The 22,624-nt window shown below is 73.9% G+C and carries 18 protein-coding genes; 8 read left to right on the top strand and 10 right to left on the bottom strand.

Translation table 11 applies throughout. The annotated features are described in order from the left end of the window. Positions 1-182: 182 nt before the first annotated feature. A complete protein-coding gene (locus NOD94_RS23275; RefSeq protein ID WP_281207999.1) occupies positions 183-776 on the bottom strand; it encodes an RICIN domain-containing protein in 594 nt (197 codons plus the stop codon). A 224-nt stretch (positions 777-1,000) separates the two neighbouring features. Beyond that, positions 1,001-4,024 (bottom strand): AAA family ATPase, encoded by a 3,024-nt coding sequence (locus tag NOD94_RS23270; protein WP_281207998.1) that lies wholly within the window; start codon positions 4,022-4,024, stop codon positions 1,001-1,003. 381 nt (positions 4,025-4,405) lie between these two features. Here NOD94_RS23270 and NOD94_RS23265 point away from each other — a divergent pair, with 381 nt between their 5' ends. Further along, positions 4,406-5,245: a class I SAM-dependent methyltransferase gene (locus tag NOD94_RS23265; protein ID WP_281207997.1), complete on the top strand. Its 840-nt coding sequence runs from the start codon at positions 4,406-4,408 to the stop codon at positions 5,243-5,245. A 23-nt stretch (positions 5,246-5,268) separates the two neighbouring features. On the opposite strand, the gene NOD94_RS23260 is transcribed toward NOD94_RS23265, so the two are convergent. From NOD94_RS23260 to NOD94_RS23240, 5 genes are all read right to left on the bottom strand, one after another. Then, positions 5,269-7,803 carry an FtsX-like permease family protein gene (locus NOD94_RS23260; protein WP_281207996.1) on the bottom strand — a complete coding sequence of 845 codons (2,535 nt, stop codon included), beginning with the start codon at positions 7,801-7,803 and terminating at the stop codon, positions 5,269-5,271. Between the two features lie 176 nt (positions 7,804-7,979). Next, a complete protein-coding gene (locus NOD94_RS23255; protein ID WP_281208002.1) occupies positions 7,980-8,762 on the bottom strand; it encodes an ABC transporter ATP-binding protein in 783 nt (260 codons plus the stop codon). Positions 8,763-8,935: 173 nt separating this feature from the next. Next, positions 8,936-10,192: a HAMP domain-containing sensor histidine kinase gene (locus NOD94_RS23250; RefSeq protein WP_281207995.1), complete on the bottom strand. Its 1,257-nt coding sequence runs from the start codon at positions 10,190-10,192 to the stop codon at positions 8,936-8,938. A gap of 5 nt (positions 10,193-10,197) precedes the next feature. Then, positions 10,198-10,941 (bottom strand): two-component system response regulator CseB, encoded by a 744-nt coding sequence (gene cseB / locus NOD94_RS23245; protein WP_281207994.1) that lies wholly within the window; start codon positions 10,939-10,941, stop codon positions 10,198-10,200. Positions 10,942-11,100: 159 nt separating this feature from the next. After that, positions 11,101-11,517, bottom strand: coding sequence for a hypothetical protein (locus tag NOD94_RS23240; RefSeq protein WP_281207993.1), 417 nt, complete (start codon positions 11,515-11,517; stop codon positions 11,101-11,103). 341 nt (positions 11,518-11,858) lie between these two features. Here NOD94_RS23240 and NOD94_RS23235 point away from each other — a divergent pair, with 341 nt between their 5' ends. Beyond that, positions 11,859-12,398, top strand: a complete 540-nt coding sequence (locus tag NOD94_RS23235) for an EF-hand domain-containing protein (RefSeq protein ID WP_281207992.1) — start codon at positions 11,859-11,861, stop codon at positions 12,396-12,398. Positions 12,399-12,420: 22 nt separating this feature from the next. Here the strand turns inward: NOD94_RS23235 and NOD94_RS23230 are convergent, their stop codons facing one another. The 3 genes from NOD94_RS23230 to NOD94_RS41445 all read right to left on the bottom strand — a co-directional run bounded on the left by NOD94_RS23230 (position 12,421) and on the right by NOD94_RS41445 (position 14,145). Further along, positions 12,421-12,960 carry a 2'-5' RNA ligase family protein gene (locus NOD94_RS23230; RefSeq protein ID WP_281207991.1) on the bottom strand — a complete coding sequence of 180 codons (540 nt, stop codon included), beginning with the start codon at positions 12,958-12,960 and terminating at the stop codon, positions 12,421-12,423. 201 nt (positions 12,961-13,161) lie between these two features. Beyond that, positions 13,162-13,365: a cold-shock protein gene (locus NOD94_RS23225; protein ID WP_281208001.1), complete on the bottom strand. Its 204-nt coding sequence runs from the start codon at positions 13,363-13,365 to the stop codon at positions 13,162-13,164. Between the two features lie 219 nt (positions 13,366-13,584). Further along, positions 13,585-14,145 (bottom strand): hypothetical protein, encoded by a 561-nt coding sequence (locus NOD94_RS41445; protein WP_348652349.1) that lies wholly within the window; start codon positions 14,143-14,145, stop codon positions 13,585-13,587. A 173-nt stretch (positions 14,146-14,318) separates the two neighbouring features. On the opposite strand from NOD94_RS41445, the gene NOD94_RS41440 reads away from it, so the two are divergent. From NOD94_RS41440 to NOD94_RS23195, 6 genes are all read left to right on the top strand, one after another. Further along, positions 14,319-14,606 (top strand): hypothetical protein, encoded by a 288-nt coding sequence (locus NOD94_RS41440; RefSeq protein ID WP_348652348.1) that lies wholly within the window; start codon positions 14,319-14,321, stop codon positions 14,604-14,606. 436 nt (positions 14,607-15,042) lie between these two features. After that, positions 15,043-16,323: an AMP-binding protein gene (locus tag NOD94_RS23215; protein ID WP_281207990.1), complete on the top strand. Its 1,281-nt coding sequence runs from the start codon at positions 15,043-15,045 to the stop codon at positions 16,321-16,323. Then, the gene (locus NOD94_RS23210; protein WP_281207989.1) at positions 16,320-17,726 is read left to right on the top strand and encodes an MFS transporter; all 1,407 of its coding nucleotides are present in this window, start codon (positions 16,320-16,322) and stop codon (positions 17,724-17,726) included. Before NOD94_RS23215 ends, NOD94_RS23210 begins: the two co-directional genes overlap by 4 nt. Next, complete coding sequence (locus NOD94_RS23205) at positions 17,723-18,868, top strand: GNAT family N-acetyltransferase (RefSeq protein ID WP_281207988.1); 1,146 nt, start codon at positions 17,723-17,725, stop codon at positions 18,866-18,868. The genes NOD94_RS23210 and NOD94_RS23205 overlap by 4 nt, the downstream gene beginning before the upstream one ends. Next, the gene (locus NOD94_RS23200) at positions 18,865-20,013 is read left to right on the top strand and encodes an acyl-protein synthase (protein WP_281207987.1); all 1,149 of its coding nucleotides are present in this window, start codon (positions 18,865-18,867) and stop codon (positions 20,011-20,013) included. The genes NOD94_RS23205 and NOD94_RS23200 overlap by 4 nt, the downstream gene beginning before the upstream one ends. 2 nt (positions 20,014-20,015) lie before the next feature. Next, the gene (locus NOD94_RS23195; RefSeq protein ID WP_281207986.1) at positions 20,016-22,589 is read left to right on the top strand and encodes an acyl-CoA reductase; all 2,574 of its coding nucleotides are present in this window, start codon (positions 20,016-20,018) and stop codon (positions 22,587-22,589) included. Positions 22,590-22,624: the final 35 nt, after the last annotated feature.

Below are 22,624 nucleotides of genomic sequence, written 5' to 3'. Positions count from 1 at the left end.
GCTCGGCTCCCCGCCGGCCCGCGGCCCGCCGGTGGTCCCGCCCGTGTTCCTGCCCTCCCCTGCCGGGCAGGTGGGGCGGTCGTGGTCCGGGGCTCGTGGCGAGAGTCCCGCCCGGCCGGCGATGCCGGGCGGGATTCCCGGATCACTCCCGGATCACTCCCGGATCACTCGCGGATCACTTTCTAGGAGCACTCCCACATGGCGGCCTGCGTACCGGAGCTGGTGCTGAGGCCGGGCATGTCCAGGCACATCCAGGAGGGGGCGCCGCCGGGGGTGGTGCCGCTGATCCAGTAGCCGTTGTTGCCGTCGATGTTGTCCGTGTCCCACCACTTCTGGTTCAGACCGCCGTTGCAGTCCCACTGGACGATCTTGGCGCCCCGTATTGCCCTGCCCCCGGAGATGTCGAGGCACTTGCCGGAGTTGGCGTTGCGCAGTTGGATGAAGTTGCCGCCGTCCGTGACCTCCGACTTCCACAACCCCTCGCTCGCCGTGCCGCATTCGGCCTGCACCACCGGGGCGCCGCTGTCGTTCGAGCCGCTCTTCACCTTCAGACACATGCCGCTGTGGTTGTTGACGATCTCGAACCGGCTTCCCCGCTTGCGCAGTTGCCACAGCTGGTTCGGGGCCAGGTTCGCGCTCGCGTCCGAGGCGGTCTGCGCGGTGGGAGCCGCGGCGGGGCGGGCCTCGGCGCTGGTCACGGGGAGGAGGCTCGTCCCGGCGACCGCGATCAGGGCGACCAGCGCCGAGCGGGCGGACGTGCGCTTCGTGAAGTTCATGCTGAGTGCCTTTCGTACGCGGCCCTGCCGCGGGTGCGACCGTGCCGGTGGCGACGGAGGTGGCGCCGGACCGCGGGGGCCGGTCCGGCGCGGTGCCCACTCTGTCCGCCGGTCCGGTCCGCACACATCGTGGAAGACCACGAACACGGCGCCCTGCCCGTTCTCGTGGTCGGCAATCCGACCCCCGGCACCCGACCACCCCGACCACCCAGGGCCCCGGCCCCTCACCGAGGTGGCGTCCCCCCGGCGGGGTCGGATCCGGCGAGGCCGACCGCGAGCTGCGTGCGGCGGGTCACGCCGAGCTTGCGGAAGGCACTGGTGAGGTGGGACTCCACGGTGCGCCGCGTCAAGTGCAGTGCCTCGCCGATCTGCGCGTTCGTGTGCCCGAGGGCGGCGAGGTCGACGACCCGGCGTTCCGCTCCGGTGAGTGCGCTCGGACCGGTCGTCGCCCGCGTCGTGGTGCGGGCGTTCGCGGCGCGCAGCGCGGCGCGCGTCGCCCGCAGGAGCCGCCCGGTCGGCACGGGCTCCGAGCCGGTGACGGCGGCGGCACCCGCGCCCGCGTCGCCCGGGGCGGCACCGAAGTGGCCGTACGGGGCGTACGGGTCGCCGCCGGTGCCGGGCTGCGGGGACAGCAAGCCGGTCGCCTCGGCGTCGGCGGCGCGCAGGTCGTCGCGGCCCCGGCGGCCGAGTCCGGCTTCGACGCGGGCCCGGCCCAGGTCGATCAGCGTCTCGATGCGTTCCACGGGCGCGGGCGCCCCTTCCAACAGGGCCGCCGCCTCGACGAGCGAGTCCAGGCCCCGTCGCCCGCCGATGGCCGCGGCGTGGGCCCGCAGCGCCCTGCCGACCGTACGGGGGGTTCCCCAGCGGCGCGCGTGGTGCAGTTCCTCCTCCGCGAGCTCGCGGGCTTCCGCCGCGCGGCCGAGCCGGGCCAGGACGAGGGCCGCGCCGGACCGCCACGGCGTGGCCACGGGGCTGACGAAGTCGCGGGCGCTCTGGCCCGTGCCGCAGGCGAGGTAGTCGTCGAGGGCGGCGTTCCACCGCCCCTCGATGGCGTGGAGCAGGGCGCGGGCATAGCGCAGTTCGTTCCACTCCCAGGAGCTGTCGGCGGTGGTCGTGTCGGGGGTGGAGAGGAGCTGCCAGGCCCGGTCGCGCTGCCCGAGTTCGTACCGGGCGAGCGCCACCATCGAGACGAGGTGGGGCGCGCGGATGCCGCGTCCGGTGCAGGTGTGGGCCAGCTGGGTGTTCTCGGCGATCACCCGCCGGAAGTCCCCGGCCCAGAGCGCGGCTTCCGCCCTGGCGCTCAGCAGGCACTGCAGGCCGGCGTCGGTGAGGTCCGGCCGTGCGGGCGGTACGGGAAGCCCCTGCTCGGCGAGGGTACGGGCGTCCTCCAGCCGGTCCGCCCACTGCAGCAGGGTGGCGGCGCTGCCCAGCCAGGCGGTGCGCAGCAGCGGGTGGACCGGTGCCGCGGCGAGTCGGGGCCGGATCCGGGTCAGCACCTCGGCCACGGAGAGGAGCCCGGCACCGGTCTCGTACTCGGTGATCAGACCGCAGACCAGCGGTTCGACGGTGACGGGGGCCGTGGGCGCGAGGGCGCGCAGGCCCGCTATGGCGTTGCGCCAGGCGACGGCGTCGTGCGAGGAGATGAGAGCGGTGACGGTGCGCAGGACATGTACCAGTTCGTCGTCGTCGGCGCCGTGACTGGCCCGGTGCAGGACGCTCAGCGCGCTGTCCGTGCGGCCGCTGGCCGCGAGGGCCGCGCCGAGGGCGGGTGCGGCGGCGGCGCGTTCCTGGCGGTCGGGGTGCAGGTCGAGGCCCTCGCGGAGCCTGCGGATGCCCGCCTCGGCGCTGTGCGGGAACTCCAGCGATCCCAGGCGCAGGGTGAGATCGGCGTACCGTTCCCCGGTCGGCGGTGGCTGGGACCGCAGCACGTGGCGCAGCAGTACGGCGGCTTCTTCGGTGTGCCCGGCCCGGACGGCGTCGTCGGCGGCGTCCTCCAGGCAGCGTGCCATCCACGGCTCGCGCGGGTGGTCCAGGCGCAGCAACCGGGCGGCGACCTGCGGGGCGGGGGCTCCGCTGTCGTGGAGGAGCCGGGCGGCGCGGGTGTGCAGGGCGGCCAGTTCGGCGGGATCGGCCGCGTCCAGTACGGCTTCGAGGGCGAGCGGGTGGGAAAGCATCCGGGCCAGGGGTGGGGTGCCCGGTGTGGCCGCCGCCGCCTGCCGGGCCGGCAGTAACGGCAGGGCTTCTCGGAGCAGGTCGGGGCCGGTGGCGTCGGAACACTGGGCGGTCGCCGCGAGGGCGAGGACCGTACGCCGGGTCTCCTCGTCGGCGCGGTGCCGGATCCAGCGGGCGACGGCGTCGCGGTACCGGACGGGCCGGGGCCCATCGGCGTCAGGCGCACACCGGGGGCGGCCCGCGCCCGGGTCACGCCGGGAGCGGGCGGCCGCCGAGGGGCGGGCCCGGTCCAGGGCGCCGGCAACAGGGCCGTCCGGGGCGGCGGGACCGTCGCAAGGGCGGGCCGCGTCCAGGGCGCCGGCAACAGGGCCGCCCGGGGCGAAGGCGAGGGCGACGGCGGGCGGACGGATCGGGTCGAGGGGCCGGGTCAGGTCGGCGAGGAGGGCCTGGAGGAGGGCCGGGTTGCCGCCGGTCGCGTCCCAGCACATCGCGTGCCGTTCGGGCGGCAACCCCTGGTCGCGCGCCAGCCCCGCCGCGGCTTCCGGCCCGAGCGGGGGCAAGGGGTGGCACACCCCCGTGGCCCGGGGCAGCCAGCCGACATCGGTGTGCTCACGGCATTCGGCGGTGGCCAGCAGCAGGACCGGGAGCCCGGCGATCCGGCGGGCCAGGTAGCCGGTCCAGCGGCGGGAGACCGGATCCGCGCAGTGCAGGTCGTCGACGGTGAGCAGGACCGGACGGCCGTCGGCGCCGCGGGCGAGCAGGTCGAGCAACCGGTGGAAGACCTCCTGCTCCTGCCCGCCGGCGGGGTCGCTGAAGGGGATGCCGCGGGTGGTGGGGAAGACCTGGCGCACGAGGGCGAAGGGGAAGTCCTTCTCCTCGGGTGCGCACCGCGCGGACCGTACGCGCACGCCGTCGTCGGCGCTCGCGCCGCGGGCGACGGCGTCGAGGACCGCGGTACGGCCCCGGCCGGGCGGTGCGGTCAGCATCAGCCAGCTGCCCCTGCCGGCGCGCGCCCGGTCCAGGGCGGCGGCCGCGGCCCGGAGCACGTCGTCGCGTTCGACCAGTACGTGTGTCACTTCCGCCCTCCCACACTGCTGCCGACGGCTGTGTGCCGCCCGTGACGGCCGCCTGCCGGGCGTCCGTGAGAATCATGCGGGGACGGAGCGCGGGAAGATGGATGATCTTCGGTCAGATTTGCCTGAAAGGGCATCAGTCGGGCCAAGTCGGCCGAATTGAAGCGGGATTGACCGAAACCCGAAGCGGCCGGGAGCCGCGCGCGGTCGTGCCCGCGCGGTCCGGCCACCCGGTCCTACCGCCGGCACCGCGCACGGGCCGGGAGGAGGAGGGCGGCGCTGTCGCCACCGTCTCCCCGCCCCGGCGGCGGCTGTCGGACTGCGCCCCCGTCCCGTGACGCATACCCTCGGATGAAGGGTCTGTCCGAGCCCTGGAGGTGGGTCATGTCCGAAGGGAACGACGCGGTCGGGGCCGATCGCGCGCTGAAGGCCCGCCACCGGGCCATGTGGGCCTGGGGCGACTACCCGTCCGTGGCTTCTCGCGTCATCCCGGAGGTGGGTGCCGAACTCGTCGGCGCGTGCGGGGTCCGGCAGGGTGACCGGGTGCTGGACGTGGCGGCCGGCGCGGGCAACGCAGCCATCCCCGCCGCCCTGGCGGGGGCGGACGTCGTGGCCGGCGACCTCACCCCCGAGCTGCTCGAAATCGGCCGGAACCTGGCCGGCGGGCGCGGGGCCGACCTGGAGTGGCGCGAGGCGGACGCGGAACACCTGCCCTTCGCCGACGCGGAGTTCGACGTCGTGATGTCCTCGTTCGGGGTCATGTTCGCCCCGCACCACCAGGCCGCCGCCGACGAGCTGGTGCGCGTCTGCCGCCCCGGCGGGACGGTGGGCCTGGCGAACTGGACACCGCAGGGTTTCGTCGGCCGGATGTTCGCGACGATGAAGCCGTACGCGCCGCCCCCACCGCCCGGAGCCCAGCCGCCGCCCCTCTGGGGCGAGGAGGAATACGTGTACGGGCTCCTCGGCGACCGCGTCACGGACGTCGACGCCCGGCGTCGGACCGTCCGGATCGACGCCTTCCCGCAGCCGGGAGCCTTCCGCACCTTCTTCAAGGCCTGCTACGGGCCGACGATCGCGGTCTACCGTGCCATCGGGGACGACGCCGACCGGGTGGCGGCGCTGGACGGCGCGTTGGACGCGCTGGCCGAGGAGAACACCCGCGACGGGGTCATGGAGTGGGAGTACCTGCTCCTCACGGCCCACCGGACCGGCTCGGCCGCCTGACCCGCCCCGCGTTCGGGCCGGCGTCATTGCGCCGCCGTCGCCGCGGGAATGTCGACGCGGGCGGCCCTGCGGGCCGGCCAGAGCGAGGCGAGGAGCGCGCCGGCCAGGGCGATGAGTACGCCGAGGGCGAGGCGCCCCCACGGAATCACCAACGCGTAGCCGGCCACGCTCTCCTGGAGGGTGCGCCCGAGGGCCCAGCCCAGGAAGACGCCCAGGGCCGTACCGAGGGTCGCGCCGAGTCCGCCGAGGAGCAGGGCCTCCAGTCGGATCATGCGGGTGACGCCGGAGCGGTCCATACCGAGGGCCCTCAGGGTCCCGATCTCCTTGCGTCGTTCGAGGACGGACATGGCGAGGGTGTTGGCGATGCCGAGCGCGGCGATCGACAGGGCCATGCTCAACAGGGCGTAGAAGACGTTGAGTTGCTCCCCGATGGAGCCGCTCTCCCGCTCCCGGATGCCCGACTCGTCCAGGACGGCCAGGGCGGGGTTGTCGCCGAGGGCGCGGGTGACGCTCCCGAGGGCGCTCGGACCGGGACCGCCGTCCGTGTCCAGCAGGATCCCGGCTGTGCTCGGGTCGGGGTCGTAGCGGGCGACGAGGGCGTCGGGTGCGGTGATGCTGGGCAGCAGGTTGCTCTGTTCGTCCGCCCGGTAGATCGCTCCGATGGTGACGTCGCCCTGCCCACCGTCCTCACGCCGCAGGGGAAGGGTCTGGCCGACGTGCCAGCCCGCCTTCGCGGCCTTGAAGTCGGCCACGGCGATCCGGCCCTGGGCGAGGGAGTCGAGGGAGCCCTCGATCACGTCGTAGCGGAGCAGTCGGCCGATGGTGGCGGGGTCGACCCCGGTCAGTACCGAGGGGACGCCCGCCAGTCGGTACGCGGTGGACTGGTTGAGCGGGCTGAACGTGGCGCCGGGCAGCCCCTTCAGGGGCTCCGCGGTGGCGGGGGTCATCCGCATGCCGCCCTCGGCGGGCTTGATCAGGTAGTCGGCGGTGAAGTCGTGCGTGGTCGCCCGGTCGAGGTACTGGGCGGCGGAGGCACCGAGGACGGAGAGGCCCGCGGCGAGCGTGAGGGCGATGGCGAGCGCCGCGGCGGTGGCGCCGGTACGACGCGGGTCGCGCACGGTGTTCCGGGCGGCGAGGTCGCCGTACACCGGGTGGAGGCGGGTCAGCAGCGGCCGGAGCAGCGCCACGAACGGCCTGGACAGCAGCGGGATGAAGCCGATCGCCCCGGTCAGGGTGAGGGCCGCCCCGAGGCCGATGACGGTTCGGGCGTCCTCGGCCGCGCCGAGGGCCCCGTACAGCGAGGCGGCGGTGCCGGTGAGCAGCAGGGCGGCGCTGATACCGGTGCGCGGGGAGCCGGTGCGGGCGGGCACCGCGGGCTCGGCCGCGCCGAGCGCGGCGACTGGCGGAATGGCCATGGCCCGGCGGATCGGAAGCCAGGCGGCGACCGTGGGCAGCGCGGTACCGACGAGCAGGGACGTGATCACGGTGCCCGGGGTGAGGACCAGCGGGCCGGACGGGGTGTCGGCGGAGGAGAAGAGCGTCCGCAGCAGGGCGGCGACCCCGGTGCCGACGGCGAGGCCGGCCACGGAGGCGAGGGCGCCGACGAGGAGGGACTCGGCCAGCAGGATGCGTCGTACCTGCCTGCGGGACGCTCCGACGGCCCGCATGAGGGCCAGTTCCCTGGTCCGTCGGGCGACGAGCATGGTGAAGGTGTTGGAGATGAGGAACGTGGCGACGAACAGGGCGACCGCCGCGAACCCCAGCAGGATCTGGCTCATGGTGTCGCTGTCGTTGGTGGCGAGGTTCTCCTGGATCCGGGCGAGCTGGGAGCCGGTGGCGGCGCCGGTGTTCGGCGGGAGCACCGATTCGACGCGGGCCAGGACCTGCGCGGCGTCGGTGCCGGGCGCGGCCGTCACCTCGACGGTCTTGTAGCGGCCGGGCAGGAGGAAGAGCCGCTGCGCGGTGGCCTCGTGGAACAACGTCAGGCTGCCGCCGGAGGGCAGCTTGGTCCCGTCGGTCCGGAAGATTCCGCTGAGGGTGTAGGAGGAGGCGCCCTGGTCGGTGCCGACGCGCACGGTGTCGCCGACGCGGTGGCCGCCCTTCGCGGCTGTGGCCTCGTCCAGGGCGATCGTTTTGTCACCGGTCGGCCCGGAACCCCGGACGAAGCGGTAGGCGGGGTCGGTGCCGTCCGTTCCCGGGGCGAAGTTGCCGCCCCGGTGGGACGTGTCGTTCGCGATCGGGCGGCCGTCGCGGCCGGCCACGGCGGCGAAGCCGTCGACCCGGCCGGCGGCGCCGGCGACGCCCGGAACCTTGGCGAGGGTGGCGACGGTGGCGGCGTCGACGCCGGCCGGCCCCCCGCCGGTGGGGGAACCTTCGGGGAAGACGCTGACGGCGAGGCGCTCGTAGCCGTCGGTCGCCCGGGCGGCGGTGGCCCGGCTCAGGCTGTCGCCGAAGACGAGGCTCCCGGAGACGAAGGTGACGCCGAGCATGACCGCGAAAGCGGTCATCAGCAGGCGGGCCTTGTGCGCGAACACGTTGCGCAGGGCGGTACGGAACATGGGGTGCGGATCCTGGGATGCGGGCTCGACGGCTGCGAGCGGGTGGCTTGGGGGCGGGTGGCTTTCGGGCGGGACCGGGAGGGAGGTTCGGCCGGCGTCGCGACTGTCGGCGGCTGTCGGTCCGTCTCGGTCGCTGTAGGTCGGTGTCGGCCGGACTCGGTCGGTCTCGGTCGGTGTCAGACGGTGCGGGAGCGGGAGTCGAACGCCTTCATGCGGTCGAGCACCCGGTCCGCGGTCGGCTGCGTCATCTCGTCGACCAGCCGGCCGTCGGAGAGGAAGACCACGCGGTCGGCGTAGGCGGCGGCGACGGGGTCGTGGGTGACCATGACCACGGTCTGGCCCAGCTCGCGCACGGAGTCACGCAGGAAGCCGAGTACCTCGGCCCCGGACCGGGAGTCGAGGTTTCCGGTGGGTTCGTCGCCGAAGATGATCGCGGGACGGGAGACCAGGGCCCGGGCCACCGCGACCCGCTGCTGCTGCCCGCCCGACAACTGTCCGGGCCGGTGTCCGAGGCGCTGGGAGAGACCGACCATGGACACCACCCGGTCCAGCCACCGGGGGTCGGGGCGGCGCCCGGCGATGGTCAGCGGCAGCGTGATGTTCTCCAGCGCGGTCAGGGTCGGCAGCAGGTTGAACGCCTGGAAGATGAAACCGATCCGGTCGCGGCGCAGTTGGGTCAGCTGCCGGTCTCCGAGCGTGCCCAGTTCGGTCGTGCCGATGCGGACGGATCCGGACGTGAACGAGTCGAGCCCGGCGGCGCAGTGCATCAAGGTGGATTTGCCGCAGCCGGAGGGCCCCATGATCGCGGTGAACCCGCCCTCCTGGAAGGAGACGCTGACCCGGTCCAGGGCGACGACGCGGGTGTCGCCGCTGCCGTAGACCTTCGACAGGTCGGTGGTCCCGGCGGCCGCGGTGCCGGTCGCCGTCGCGTGCGGGGTGAACGGTGTGCGCGTTGACAAGGGGTCGACGGTCACGGAGGACTCCTTCGAGACTTCGGGTGCGGAAGACGCGCGGTGCGCAAGGTGCGCAAGGTGCGGCACGTGCACTTCGAAGGGTGTCCGGGGAACGTATCGGCGCCCGGTCCGCTGTGTATCGGCTGCCGCTCGGCCGGGTAGCAGTCGTGCGAGGACCGTCAGGCGGGAAGGCGCAGGGTGGCGACGGCTCCGCCGTCCGGCGCGTTGTCCAGTCGCAGGTCGGCGCCGAGGACCCGGGCCTGTCCCAGGGCGATGGTCAGCCCCAGGCCGTGGCCCGTGCCGCGCTCCGCGGCGCCCGTGTGGAAGCGGCGGGGGCCGTCGCGCAGCAGGTCCGGGGGGAAGCCGGGGCCGTGGTCGCGCACGACGACGGTCCGCCCCTCGACGGTGACCCGCACCGGGGTTCCTCCGTGCCGGTGCGCGTTGAGGACGAGGTTGCCGACGATCCGTTCGAGGCGACGCGGGTCGGTCTCCACGGTCGGCGCGGTCCCGGGGGCGGTGACGGTGACCTCCGCCCCCACGCCGGTCCGTGCCACGGCTTCCGTGACGACCGCGCCGAGAGGGACGCGGGCTCGGACCGGCTGCTCGGCTCCCCCGTCCAGTCGGGAGATCTCCAGCAGGTCCTCCACCAGGCCTCGCAGATCGCGCACCCGGGCTCTCAGCAGGTCCTCCGGCTCACCCGCGGGCAGCAGGTCGACGGTGGCCAGCAGACCGCCGACGGGGGTGCGCAGCTCGTGTGCCACGTCCGCGGTGAACCGGCGTTCGGTACGCAGGCGTCGGCTCAGGCTGTCGGCCATCAGGTCGACGGTGGCGGCGATGTCGGACACCTCGTCGCGGCCTCCGGTGGGGCCGGTCCGGGCGTCCAGGTCCCCCGCGGAGATCCGGCCCGCGGTCTCGGAGACCTGCCGCAGCCGCCTGGCCAGCAGCCCGGCTCCGTACACGGCCAGGGGGGTGGCCGCCGCGAGTGCGAGGAGCGAGGCCAGCGCCATGGTCACGTCGAGGCGTCGTAGTTCGTGCAGTTCCGGGCTCATGTTGACGCGGTGGGCGAGCACCGGACTGCCCGGTCCGGCGACCCGTTGCGCGGCCCAGACGCTCGGCCCGAGGTTGCCGTCGACGCGGTCGTCGTCCGCCGTTTGGCGGTCGCCGTCCGCCGGGTGCCGCAGGGACGCGGGCAGCCCGGGCGGGTCGAGTTCGGCGCCGTCCGTCAGTGCTCCGGTGCGCCGGTGGACGTCCATGGCCGAGTACAGGGCGTTGAGGGCCTGCGCCCGGGCCCGCTGGTGGATGTCCTGCGCGGTCCACAGGTGGACCAGTAGGCCCACGGCGGCCACGACCAGGCATGCGGTGGACGCGGCCAGTGCGGCGATCTTCCAGCGCAGCGGAACGCGGCGCCGCCCCGGCAGGTGGATGGACGGGGGCACCGGCCTCAGCGCCTGAGCTTGTAGCCGAAGCCGCGGACCGTCTCGATCCGGTCGCGGCCGAGTTTGCCGCGCAGTCGCTGCACGCACAGGTCCACGACCCGGCTGTCGCCGTCCCAGCCGTACTCCCACACGTCCCGCAGCAGGGTGTGCCGCTCCAGGACGATCCCGGGGTGGGCCGCGAACTCCAGCAGCAGCTTCAGTTCGGTCGGGGTCAGCGCGACCCGGCTGCCGGAGACGCGCACCTCCAGACCGCCGGTGTCGATGGTCAGGTCCCCGAAGACCAGCAGCTCGCCCGCCGGCGGCGACGCCTCCTGCGCGGCGGGTCGCCCGGGGGCCGGAGCGGGTGCGTAGGTCGCCCGCCGCAACAGCGAACGGATCCGTGCCACGAGCACGAAGGTGTCGACGGGTTTGACGACGTAGTCGTCCGCGCCGGCCTCCAGACCCGCGACGACGTCGAGCCCGTCGCCGCGCGCGGACATCATCAGGACGGGCACCAGGCTGGTCTCCCGGACCCTGCGGCACAGGCCGATGCCGTCGAGGCCGGGCAGCATGACGTCGAGGATCAGCAGGTCGAAGTCCTCATCGCGGAAGAGCTCCAGCCCGGTGAGGCCGTCGGCGGCGGTCCGCATCAGGTAGCCGTACCGCTCCAGGGCGACCGTGAAGGACCGGCGCATCAGGTCGTCGTCCTCCACCAGCAGCACGCGCACGGGTTGCGGGGAGGCCGGAGGGCGGGAGTCGGGCGAGGACACGGGCGGACGGCTCCTGGTCGGACGGCGGGACGCCCGGGACGGCGGGACGCCCGGAACGGCGGACGGCGGACGGCGGACGCGGCGAATGGCGGGCGGCGACCTGTCAGGAACGATATGGCAGACCACGGTGTGGTGACCGCGTCCCACGGCGGACACGCCTCACGCCCCCGGGAGCAGCGTCCGTCCGTTCCTGACCGGGTCGGGGCCGGACAGCACCGGCCGGACGCCCGCCGCGGGGCGGCACGACGCCGACTCGGACGACCCCGTCTCCTCCTCCGGCCCGTACGGATCGATGCGGGACAAAGCGCTCACCGATACCCGCCCGATACACGCGCCGACCCCGGTGGCCGTCCCCGTCCCGCCCGCCCGTCCCCGTGGAACGATGACTGGCGACGGCAGCGGCGCTTCGGCCACCGCGAGGAGCACCCGGACGGCGTCGGAAACACCGCCCGCGCACCCGGCGCTCTTCTCCGCCGCCCCGACCTCGCGCCCGTCGTCCACCTGTTGCTCCAGCACTCCAACACCGGCCACCGCGTCGGCCCCCTCGAACAATTCCTCGCCCTCAACAAGGGTCACGCTCGCAGCACTTGAAGTGGGCCGGGATCGGCGACGTCAACTTCGGCCTGTTCGCGTTGCTCCGGGCCCAGGCGTTACGCACCCGCTCCCTCGACCCGTCTCGCGTGGTCACCGGCGAGGACCTCGGGCATGGCCGCCGGGCCCCATTGCCCGGACGGCCACCTCGCCCAACTCGCCGCCCGTTCGGCATCGGCGGCTCCCGATCGGAAGGGTGAACGCTCGCCCATTTGTACCCGTGGGAGCGTGCGCGCGGGCCGACCTATAGTTACCCGCGCCGCCCGCCGACCCGCTCGGGTACGGGCGGCGTTCACGGTTCGGTTCGGCGTCGAGGGAGGCCGCTCGTGGCCAGTGCGTTTCAGGAGCGCAAGCTCAGGGGGATGTTCGCCGCGTTCGATGCGGACGGTGACGGCTACCTGCGCGAGGAGGACTTCACCGCGCTGGTCGCCCGCTGGAGCCGGCTGCCGGCGGTGGGGCCGGGCACGGAGTTGCGCAGGCGGGTGGAGGCCCTGTTGATGGGCTGGTGGGCGGCGCTGCTGGAAGCGGGGGACGCCAACGGGGACGGTGCGGTCGACATGGGCGAACTGCTCTCCCTGGTCGATCAGCTCCCCGCGATGGTTTCGGACGTCACCGCGACGGCCGACACGGTTTTCGACGCCGTCGACGCGAACGGAGACGGCCGCATCTCCCCGGAGGAGCACCGTGATCTCGTCGAGACGTGGAACGGGCAGCCCGCGGACCTCACGGGCGTCTTCGAGCTCCTCGACCTGAACGGCGACGGCCATCTCAGCCGGGAGGAGTTCGCCCTGCTCTGGGTCCAGTTCTGGACCAGCGACGATCCCGCGGAACCGGGCAACTGGCTCTGCGGCCGCTTCTCCGGCTGAGGGCCCCCGCCGCCGCCCCCGCTCAGCCGCCGAGTGGGTAGGAGGCCCGTTCCTGCCAGCGCGACCCGTCGTACACCATCAGTTCGACCGTCGAAACGTGCGACGTGAACGGGAGGGTGCCGGCGAGGTCGGCCTCGATCACGTCCAGGACGGTGTCCTCCTGGCCCTGGGCTACGGTCAGGTGCGGCACCGTCTCGGTGAACCGGCCGCCGTAGGGCGGGGCTTCCGGCCAACGCTCGACGATCGACCGGGTGAGCCGGTGCAGGGGGGCGTCGGGCTCGGGCACGAGGTACAGCACGTCCGGAAAGCGCCCGCTGGTCGCGAACCGCAGGTCGAACGCGCGGTGGCGTCCCACCAGGTCAGCGAGGGCGGAGTCGACGTGCGTGTCGAGTCGGCTCGCGTCGAGGAACGGGAAGAGCACGGTGACGTGTGCCGGTACCCCGGCCTCGGCGGACGGATCGAGCCGTTCGCGCCACCCCCGGAGGGTCGGCTCCGCCTCCGGGATCGGGATGATGAGTCCCGTCTGACCCGCCTCGAAGGCGGCGCCGCTGTCATCTGCCATGGCACGGATGGTGCCACCCGCGCGGTGCCCGGCGCAGGGGGTTCGCCCGGAGACGGCTCGCGAGCGATGCCCGAGAGGGCTTCGAGCGGGTTCCGACCGGGCCGGGTGTCGGCCCTGACGGATCCGGGCGGGTCCGGGCGGCGGATCCAGGACCGCCCCGGAGCCGTGGGCTCCGGGGCGGCTGGACAGCTGCGACGCGAATCAGGCGGCGGTGATGTTCTCCGCCTGCGGGCCCTTCTGGCCCTGGGTGATCTCGAAGGTCACGGCCTGACCTTCCTGGAGCTCGCGGTAGCCGGTGGAGTTGATGTTCGAGTAGTGCGCGAAGACGTCGGGACCGCCGCCATCCTGCGCGATGAAGCCGAAGCCCTTTTCGGAGTTGAACCACTTCACGGTTCCGCTGGCCATGGTCATGCCTCTCAGTCGATGTCGGATCCGCACCGCGCGGACCCGGAGGTGATCGCCCTGGTCCGGCACTGCACAGCAAAACGCCCACGCCAGGGCGCGGGCAGGAACTGCGAACCACGACAGCTGAGCTGAAGCTACACGCCGGAACCGCCCATCACCAGAGAGCAACGACCACGGAATTTCGGGCGGGGGATCATGGACCGCCCTGGCGGGCGACCACTACGGCCGTTTTGTCGGCAGTGGCCGAAGTGCGGGCCATAGAGCGGCGGCGTGCCGCCGCATGGCGCCGGCCAGGGCGCTCACACCGGCGAGAGCGGGCCGGTCGGCGGCCGTCCGGCCGACCACGCCCAGCCGGTGCACGAACCGTTGGCGGGCCGTCGCCGTGCCCCACTTCCAATCCCGACGCGCCATCCGGGCCAGGTGGTCGGCGCCTTCGCGGCGGGCCCGCTCGACGAGCGCGTCGCCGCGCAGCAGCCAGCCGGCACAGGCGTCGGCGAGGCCGTCGCGCAACTCGGCGCCGGTGATCCGCGAACCGGTCGCGGTGCGCCACTGCGCGAGGTAGGCGTTCTCCGCGCGTTCCAGCAGCGCCGCCGGCGTCGCCGTGACGCACCAGCAGGTGGGAAATCCGATGCGGAGATAGGCCAGCTCCGTCAAACCGTTCCCCAGTGAGGCCTGTTCGAAGTCGACGAACCGGGTGCCGGCGGGGGTGTGGAGGTCGTTCCCGGGACAGGGATCGCCATGGAGCAGGGCGTGACCGGGCGCCCGACCGAGCCGGTCCACCAGTGCGTCGAGCTCCTCGGGAACGCCGCGGGCGACCCGTGCGCCGAGTGCCTCGGCCAGCGCGAGGAAGGAGTCGATGTCGGCCCGGTCCGGGCCCCGCCACCGGGGCAGGGCCCCCGCGTCCGCCGGTCCGGCGGTGGCGTGCAGGCGTGCAGGCGTGCCAGTGCCGTCGCGTGGTCGACGACCCAGTCCTCGCGCGGCGGCCGGTGATCCAGGTGTTCGAGTACGAGGACGCGCGAGGCGGGATCGACGGCCAGGAGCGCGGGTGCCACGGGAGCCGACGCTCGGGCGGCGAGCCGCAGGGCGGTGACCTCGCGGGCGTACCGGTCGTCGGCCTCCAGGCCGTCGACGAGCTGCTTCACCACCGCCGTGGCGCCCGGCAGCTCGACCCGCCACACGCGCGAGCGGGGGCTGCTGCCCAGCCTGCGCGGGTTCCTCGGCGCTCCCAGCTCGGCCCGTAACCCGTCCCCGAACACCAGTCGTGACCACATGGGTTCATTGTCGCCCCGGTCGGTGCCCGAGTTCCGGCCACGCCGTGGGGTGCGACATCCCGTCCCGGTTCAGCCGCGTGCACCGCCGTCCCGGATCCCCGCCCGGTCGGGACGCGGACCGTTTGCAGGACGTACTGGGCGCGGCGGCGGCCCCCGCCCCTGTGCGCGGAGGGCGCCCGGGGACGCGCGGGGCATGTCGAAGCGGACCTCACCGCCGGGCGATTCCGAAAGAATTGAGGCCTCACGCCACAGTGGCCGGAAATCTTTGGTCAGTTTGGTGACAGGAGTGACGATGTTTCATCATCGTGACCGCACGTCAGTTCCCGACGCGCGTCGCGGAGGCGGGGGCTCCGGGGGGTCCCCCGTACCCGTCATCGTCACATCCACGTCACCTAGGCAAAGGCCCATGTCCGCCCTGCAACTCTCGGACCTCATACGTTTCGCCCGTCACAACTCACCGTTCTACCGGGAGCTTTACGCGTCCCTCCCTCCCCGCGTCGAGCGCCTCGACGACCTGCCGGTCATCGATCAGAACGACTTCTGGGCCGCCAACTCCCTCCCCGACAGCAGGGTGTTGACCGGCCCCCTCAGCGAGGCGACGGTCTACAAGACCGGCGGAACCACCGGGTCGCCCAAGTTCTCCGTCTACACCCGGGACGAGTGGCGCACGTTCGTCACCTCCTTCGGCCAGGGACTCGTCGACACGGGCCTGCGCCCCGGGCACCGCGTCGCCGACCTTTTCTACGCCGGGGAGTTGTACGCGAGCTTCCTCTTCGTCCTCGACTCGCTGGCCCACGCGCCCGTGGACAACGTGCGCCTGCCGATCGGGGGCGGCGCGCCCCTGGAATCGACGATCCCCACGCTGCGGGACCTCAGCGCCCAGGTACTGACCGGCACGCCCACCACCCTGTGCCGGCTCGCCGAACAGGTCGTCGCGGCCGGAGTCCGGCTCGACTCGGTGGAACTCCTCCTCTTCGGCGGTGAGGCCCTCTTCGACGACCAACGCCGCCTGCTGGCAGCCGCGTTCCCCGGCGCCGACGCCCGTTCCGTCGGGTACGCGAGCGTCGACGCCGGTCTCCTCGGCCGGCCCGTCCCCGGCGCCGACGCCCGGGTGCACCGGGCTTTCACCCCCTACTCCATCGTGGAGATCCTCGACGATTCCACCGGTGAGCCCGTCACCGAACCGGGCCGGCCCGGCCGGGTGGTCGTCACCAGCCTCTTCCGCCGGCTCATGCCGATCATCCGCTACCCCGCAGGTGACCGCGCCGAATGGACCGGCACCGGTCCCGGCCACTTCCGCATCCTCGGCCGCGCCGAGGAGGGCGTGCGGGTGGGTCCCGTGTCCCTCCACACCCAGGACGCCCGGGCAGCCGTCGCGGCGGCGGACACCGGGGGGCGCGTGGTCGGTGTGCAGCTCGTCGTCCGCCGCTGGGACGGCCGCGACGGCCTCGTCCTGCGGCTGGCCACGGCGCCGGGCGAGGCGTCCGGTGAGGCGTCCGGCGGGCGGGACGCCCTGGCCAGGGCCGTCGTCAAGGAGCTGGAGACCGCACGGCCGCTGTACCCGGACAGCGTGCGCGCCGGGTTCGTGCACCCCCTGTCCGTGGAGTGGGCACGCCACCGCGACCTCTCCGTCAATCCCCGGTCGGGCAAGCTCGTCCGGGTCCTGGACGAGAGGCCGACCGCGTGAGCGCCCCGCCCGTGCCCGCACCCGGCACCGCGACCGCTCCCGGACCGGGAGCCGGGGCCGGTCCTACCGAGGGAGCCGCGAACGGGGCCGCGGCGCGGCGCGCTCCGCTGGTCCTGCGGAACCGTTCCTTCGGCGCCGTCTGGCTCGGCCAGGTCCTCACCCAGGCCGCCGCCCGCATGTTCCAGGTCGGCGTGTCCTGGTGGATCGTCTCCCACGCGGTACGCGACGCCCCCGGCCTGGCCTCCGGGCTGTTCATGGCGGCCTGCACGCTGCCGGCCGTCGCTCTGGCGCCCGTCGTGGCCGCGGCCGTCGCCCGCTTCCCGCACCGTTCCGTCCTGCGGACCGTCGCGGTCCTGGCCGGAGCCGTATCCGGGGCCCTCGCGCTGTGGGCCCACCTCGCCGGGCCGCCGCTCGCCGCCGTGTACGCCGCCGCGCTCGCCCTGGCCACCTGTCAGGCATTCTTCGACCCCTGCCTGACCACCTCGGTCCCCGAACTCGTCGACGACGCCGACATCGAGACCGCCACCGGATTCGAGCTGTCGACCCAGTCCCTGGCCGGTCTCGGCGGGGCGCTGCTCGGTGCCCTGACGGTCGAATCGGCGGGCGTGGCCGGCCTGGCGGCCGGCTGTGCGGTCGCCCAGCTCGGCGCCGCCCTGCTCATCGCCGGCGCCCGCTTCCGCGGTGCCCCCACGATCAACACGGCGAGCGACTCCAAAGGCGACAACGACGGCAGCGACGGCAGCGACGGCAGCGAGGGTGCCCCGGCCGGCGCCGCGCCGGCCGCGCCCCGCCGGCGTACGCTGCGCCGCATCCTCGCCGACCTCCCCCAGGTACGCCGGATCCTGATCTGCTTCACCGCGGCGAACCTCTTCACCACCGCAGTGTTCGTCGTGATCCCCCTCTACACCCGTTCGGTCCTGGGGGGCGGTGGCGAGACGGTCGCCCTGCTGGAGGCCTCGCTCGGCGCCGGTGCGCTGCTCGGCGCCGTCACCGGTGCCCGCCTGCCGGGACGGCCCACGGTCGCCGGCGCCTACTGCCTGGGGCTGATGGCCGTCGCGCTGGCGCTGCCCGGACTGGTCGCGCAACGCCCGGTCGTCGCGGGGTGCCTGGCCGTCGCCGGTTGGTGTGCGGGGGCCGTGAGCGTCCGCTTCGTCGCCCTGTTCCAGCGGCTGGTGCCGGCGGCGGACAAGCCCGGCTTCTTCGCCGTGATGCAGGCCGTCCTCGGTGCTTCGCTGCCTTTGGCCTCCCTGCTGTTCGGTTTCGCCGGCGACCTCCTCTCCCCTCGGACGCTGTGCCTGGTGCAGGGCCTCGGGCTGCTTCCCGCCGCCTGCGCGCTGGCCCTACCGACGCTCCGTACGCCGTCGGCCGGCCTCGACGCGGAAGCCGTCGGAGGCGCTCGGTGAATCCCCTCATCGCCCCGGCAGGCCCGGCGGACATCGCCGAACTGCGCCAGCTCTACTACGCCGTCTACGGGCCGCACTACCCCGTCGCCCTCGGTACGGACCCGGTCGAGATGGCCCGGCTCATGGCGGACCCGCACTCCCTGTGGCTCGTCGGCCGGTGCCCCCGTACGGGGGCCCTGACCGCGTCCGCCGCCGTTCACGGCGAGGCGGGCAGTCGCATCGGCCGCCTGGAGGGCATCGCGGTCCATCCCGGGCACCGCTCGGCGGGCCTGGCCGCCGCCCTCACCGAGGCCCTCTGCGCCGGGATGCTGGACACGGGTCGGTTGGACTCGGTGTACGCGACCGTGCGCACCGTCAGCGCCGGTCCGCAACGTGTCGTCGCACGCAACGGGTTCCGACCGCTGGGCATCCTGCCCAACGCGGTGGACCTCCGCAGTCGCGAGAGCCTCGCGCTCTACGCGCGTCACTCCGCCGGGGTGCTCGACCGCAGGATCCCGGTCGCCGAAGTGCCCGCCCCACTGCTGCCCTTGCTCCGCACCTCCGAGGCCGCCCTCGGCATCCGCTACCCGGGGGTCCGTGCCTCCGCCGTCCCGCTTGCGGCACCCGCGCCGCAAGGGGCCGTCGAGCGGCTGGAGATGGTCGAGGCACCGGCCTTCGTACGCCGCCGGTTCCGGGAGCGGTTCCCCGGCTCCGAAGGCTGGTTCTACCCGCTGCACACGCCGAACGTGCTGCTCACCCCGGAGGACGGCCGGTTCGAGGTGTACGCCTACCTCAACCGGGCCGGCGGGTACTGCTCCCTGCTGACCGTCCACCCCGACCCGGCCGCCGCGGCCGGATACCTGGAACCCGTCACGCGGGCCCTGGCCCGCGCGGGAGCCGGCTACATCGAGGCCCTGGTGCCGCTCGCGCACCAGGAGGCCCTCTCGGCGTTCCTGTCCCAGGGGTTCGTGGCCGGCGCCCTCTACCCGGCGATGCGCGCGGACGGCGACGGCTTCCACGACTACGCCGTCCTGTCCCGTTCCGGCGAGCGGATCGACTTCCGCGGCGTCGCCGTCGAACCGCCCCTCCAGCCCTATCTGGACTGCTACGTGTCGGCCTGGGCGTCGGCACACCTGCCCACACCATCCGAGGTTGCCCCGTGAACCCCCATCTCTCGCCGGTCTCCGTACCCGACCCGGCCCTTCTGCCGCACGTGCAACGGCTGTGCGACCTGACCGATCCGTACGCCCACGGGCGCGCGGAGGACGAGCTGTTCGCCGCCGCCATGGCCGAGACCAATGCCTGGCACGCCGAGCGCTCCCCGTTCTTCCGCTCCGTGTACGAGGCCACTCCCCCGGCGGAGCCGTACCGCGCGCCGCTCGTCCACGCGAACTTCTTCAAGCGGCACGAGGTGCTCTCCGTCCCGCGCGAGGACGTCGAGCTCCATCTGACGTCCTCCGGGACCACCGGCCAGAAGTCGCAAATGTTCTTCGACCACTGGACCATCCGCTCCGCGCAGCGCATGGTCGCCCGGATCTTCGAGCGCAACGGCTGGATCACTCCTGACCAGGAGGTCAACTACCTTCTGTACAGCTACGAACCGGCGCCCTCGCTGAACCTCGGGACCGCCTTCACCGACAACTACCTGTGCGACTTCGCCCCGGCGCGCAGTGTCGCGTACGCCCTGCGCAACACCGGCGGTGACCACGAGTTCGACCCGTTCGGCTGCATCGCCGCGCTGCGGCGCTTCGAGCGGGAGGACGCCCCGGTGCGCGTCCTCGGCTTCCCCGCCTTCCTCTTCTTCACCCTGGAGCGGATGCGGGCCATGGGGTTGCCCCCGTTGCGCCTGCCCGAGGGCTCCCTGGTCGTCCTCGGCGGCGGTTGGAAGGGCCACGCCGACCGGCGCGTCGGCAAGGAGGAGCTGTACGCCCGCGTCACCGAGCAGCTCGGCATCCCGGCGGAGCGGATCCGGGACACCTTCGGGTCGGTGGAGCACTGCGTCCCGTACGTCGAGTGCGACCACCACCGGCTGCACGCCCCCGTCTGGTCGCGGGTGACGATCCGTTCCACCCGCACGCTGGAACCCCTGCCGTACGGGGAGCCCGGCTACCTGCACCTGGTGTCGCCGTACATCACATCGGTACCGGCGCAGAGCGTGGTCATGGGCGACCTCGCGTCCCTCCGGCCCGGCGACGCCTGCGGTTGCGAGTTGGAGACCCCCTGGTTCACCGTCCACGGCCGTGCCGGGGTGAGCCGCAACCGGAGCTGCGCGGTGGCCGCGGCGGAACTGATGAAGGGAATGGCGTGACCATGGCCGAGAACGAAACCGAGACCGCCTCCGGGACCACGAACACGGACGGTTCCACGAGCCCGGACGGGATCGCGCCCCACTTCTGGCAGGGCTCCTTCATCCACGACGCGGAGGCCCGGCGCCGGCTCGCCGACCTGCCGGCGGCCGTCGAGGCGGCGCTGTCCTCGGTGTTGGAGACCGAGACCGTCCTGGCCGCCTGCGACGCCCTCTCCACCGCCCTGCGCGATCCGGGCCACCCGGTGCGCGCCCGGCTCGCCGCGCACCTGCCCGCCGGGGAGGACCCGTCGGTGCTGGCGGAGCTCGGCGCCCTCCTCGGCCGGCGCGAGCTGACCCGCAAGTTGCGCCGGGAGCTCGGCGGCGCCTCTCCCGGCCGGCTGAACCGGGCCGATCCGCGCGAGTCCGTGTACGAGGCGTGGGCGCCGGTCGGCATGGTCGCCCACATCGCCCCGGGCAACGCCGTGACGGTGGCGCCGCTGAGCATCGTCGAGGGCCTGCTCGCCGGGAACGTCAACGTCCTCAGGACGAGCGGCGGCGACACCCTGCTGACCCAGCACCTGATGGCCGAGCTCGCCGCCATGGACCCCGGCGGTGCGGTCGCGGCGCGGATCGTCGTCCTGCGCTTCCCGTCCTCCCGGCAGGAGTGGCTGCGCCTGATGTGCGCGCCCGCGGACGCGGTCGCCGTGTGGGGCGGGGAGGACGCCGTCGAGGGAGTGGCGGCGCACGTACCGGCCGGCTGCCGGCTGGTGGAGTGGGGGCACCGGATCTCGTTCGCCTACCTGGCGGGTGCCGCCCGGTCGGACGCCGGGACGCTCGACGCCCTCGCGGACGACGTGTGCCTGCACGAGCAGCAGGCCTGTTCCAGCCCGCAGGTGGTCTACCTCGACACGGCGGACGAGGGCGAGGTCTTCGCGTTCGCGGAGCGGTTCGCCGCGGTCCTCGCGGCCCGGCCGCCCGCCGTGACCGTTCCGGCGGCGGGTGGGCCGGATCCCGCCGCGGAGGCGGAGACGACCACCACCGAGTTGGTGGCCCGGTTGGAGGAACACCTCGGCCTTACCAAGGTGTTCGCCGCCCCGGACGGTTCGTGGCGGGTCATGGCCGACACCCGGTCCCCGCTCACCGCCTCCCCGCTGCACCGCAGCGTGTGGGTCAAACCGCTGCCCCGCGAACGGCTCATCGCCACGCTGCGCCCGATGCGGCGCTACCTGCAGACGGCGGGCCTCGCCGGCTCCGTGACCGACATCGCCGAGTTGTCGCGCACCGTCCTGGCGGCGGGCGTCACCCGCGTCACACCGGTCGGCTCCATGTTGGAGAGTTACGCGGGCGAGCCGCACGACGGCGTGTACGCCCTGCAGCGCTACAGCCGTCGCGTCGCCGTCCGGGCCGACCCGGTCCGCTTCGCCACTACCGCCTGCCTGGACGACCTGGCCGGGCCGGTCGTCCTGCCGCCGCCCGCGGGCCCGCTGGTGGGCAAGGAGGACGTGCGGGAGCCGGCCCGGAAGCCGGCGCGCGTCGACGCCGAGCTGTACTTCCGCAGCGGTGGCAGCACCGGCGCGCCCGCCCTGTCGGTGTTCAGCTACGACGACTACGACACCCAGATGCACGCCGCCGCCCGCGGCCTGCTCGCCGCCGGTTACGACCCGGTCGGGGACCGTACGGCCAACCTGTTCTACTGCGGCGGGATGTACGGCAGCTTCATCAGCTTCTTCTCCGTCCTGGAACGGCTGGGCGGGGTCCAACTGCCGCTGTCGGCGGGGCCGGACCACCGGGAGACGGCGCGGGCGCTCGTCGAGCACGGGGCCGACACCCTGTTCGGGATGCCCTCCTACCTGTGGCAGTTGCTGCATGCGGAGGAGGAGGCGCTGCGCGCGTACGGGGGCCTGCGCAAGGTCTTCTACGGCGGCGAGCACTTCACGCCGGAGCAACGGCGCACGCTGGCGGCGAGGTTCGGGATCGAGACCGTCCGCTCGATCACGTACGGGAGCACCGACCTCGGCCCGCTGGGCTACCAGTGCGCCGAGAGTTCCGGGGGCGTCCACCACCTGCACGCGGACCTCCACACGATGGAGGTCGTGGACCTCGCCGAGGACCGGCCGGTCGCTCCGGGCGAGACGGGCCGGTTGGTGTTCACCACGCACGCCCGGCGCGGCCAGAACCTGGGCCGGTACCTGATAGGCGACCTCGGTCGGGAGGTTCCGGGCCGCTGCCCCTGCGGCCGGCACGCACCGCGCTTCGAGCTGAGGGGGCGCACCGGTGACGTGATGCGGGTGGCGACGCACTTCCTCAACCACCGCCGCTTCCTCGCGCTGGCCGAGGAACAGGGCTCCCACCGGGGGGAGTTGCAGATCCGGCTCGACGGCGGGGGCGCACGGGAGCGGCTGACCGTGCGGGCGGAGCGGAGCGGGTCCACGGATCCGGTGCGCCTGCGGGAGGTGTTCCTGGCCGGGTACCCGGAGCTCCGGTCGGCCGTGTCGGAGGGGTTGTTGGACCTGCTGGTCGAGGCGGTCGACGGCGTTTCCCTGGACCGCAGCCCGATGAGCGGCAAACTCCTCGCGGTGGTGGACACCCGCCGCTGAGGCCGGTCGCCGCGACTCGGCCTCGGACGCGGGCC

It is taken from the genome of Streptomyces sp. Isolate_45 (assembly GCF_024721315.2).
GTDB lineage: Bacteria > Actinomycetota > Actinomycetes > Streptomycetales > Streptomycetaceae > Streptomyces.
This window is presented reverse-complemented; position numbering and strand designations above follow the sequence as displayed.

What these genes read in the sequence shown, in the direction of transcription:
- NOD94_RS23195 (WP_281207986.1), top strand. Translation starts at nt 20,016, where the DNA reads ATGGCCGAGAACGAAACCGAGACCGCCTCCGGGACCACGAACACGGAC.
- NOD94_RS23265 (WP_281207997.1), top strand. Translation starts at nt 4,406, where the DNA reads ATGTCCGAAGGGAACGACGCGGTCGGGGCCGATCGCGCGCTGAAGGCC.
- NOD94_RS23260 (WP_281207996.1), bottom strand. Translation starts at nt 7,803, where the DNA reads ATGTTCCGTACCGCCCTGCGCAACGTGTTCGCGCACAAGGCCCGCCTG.
- NOD94_RS23230 (WP_281207991.1), bottom strand. Translation starts at nt 12,960, where the DNA reads ATGGCAGATGACAGCGGCGCCGCCTTCGAGGCGGGTCAGACGGGACTC.
- NOD94_RS23215 (WP_281207990.1), top strand. Translation starts at nt 15,043, where the DNA reads ATGTCCGCCCTGCAACTCTCGGACCTCATACGTTTCGCCCGTCACAAC.
- NOD94_RS23225 (WP_281208001.1), bottom strand. Translation starts at nt 13,365, where the DNA reads ATGGCCAGCGGAACCGTGAAGTGGTTCAACTCCGAAAAGGGCTTCGGC.
- NOD94_RS23275 (WP_281207999.1), bottom strand. Translation starts at nt 776, where the DNA reads ATGAACTTCACGAAGCGCACGTCCGCCCGCTCGGCGCTGGTCGCCCTG.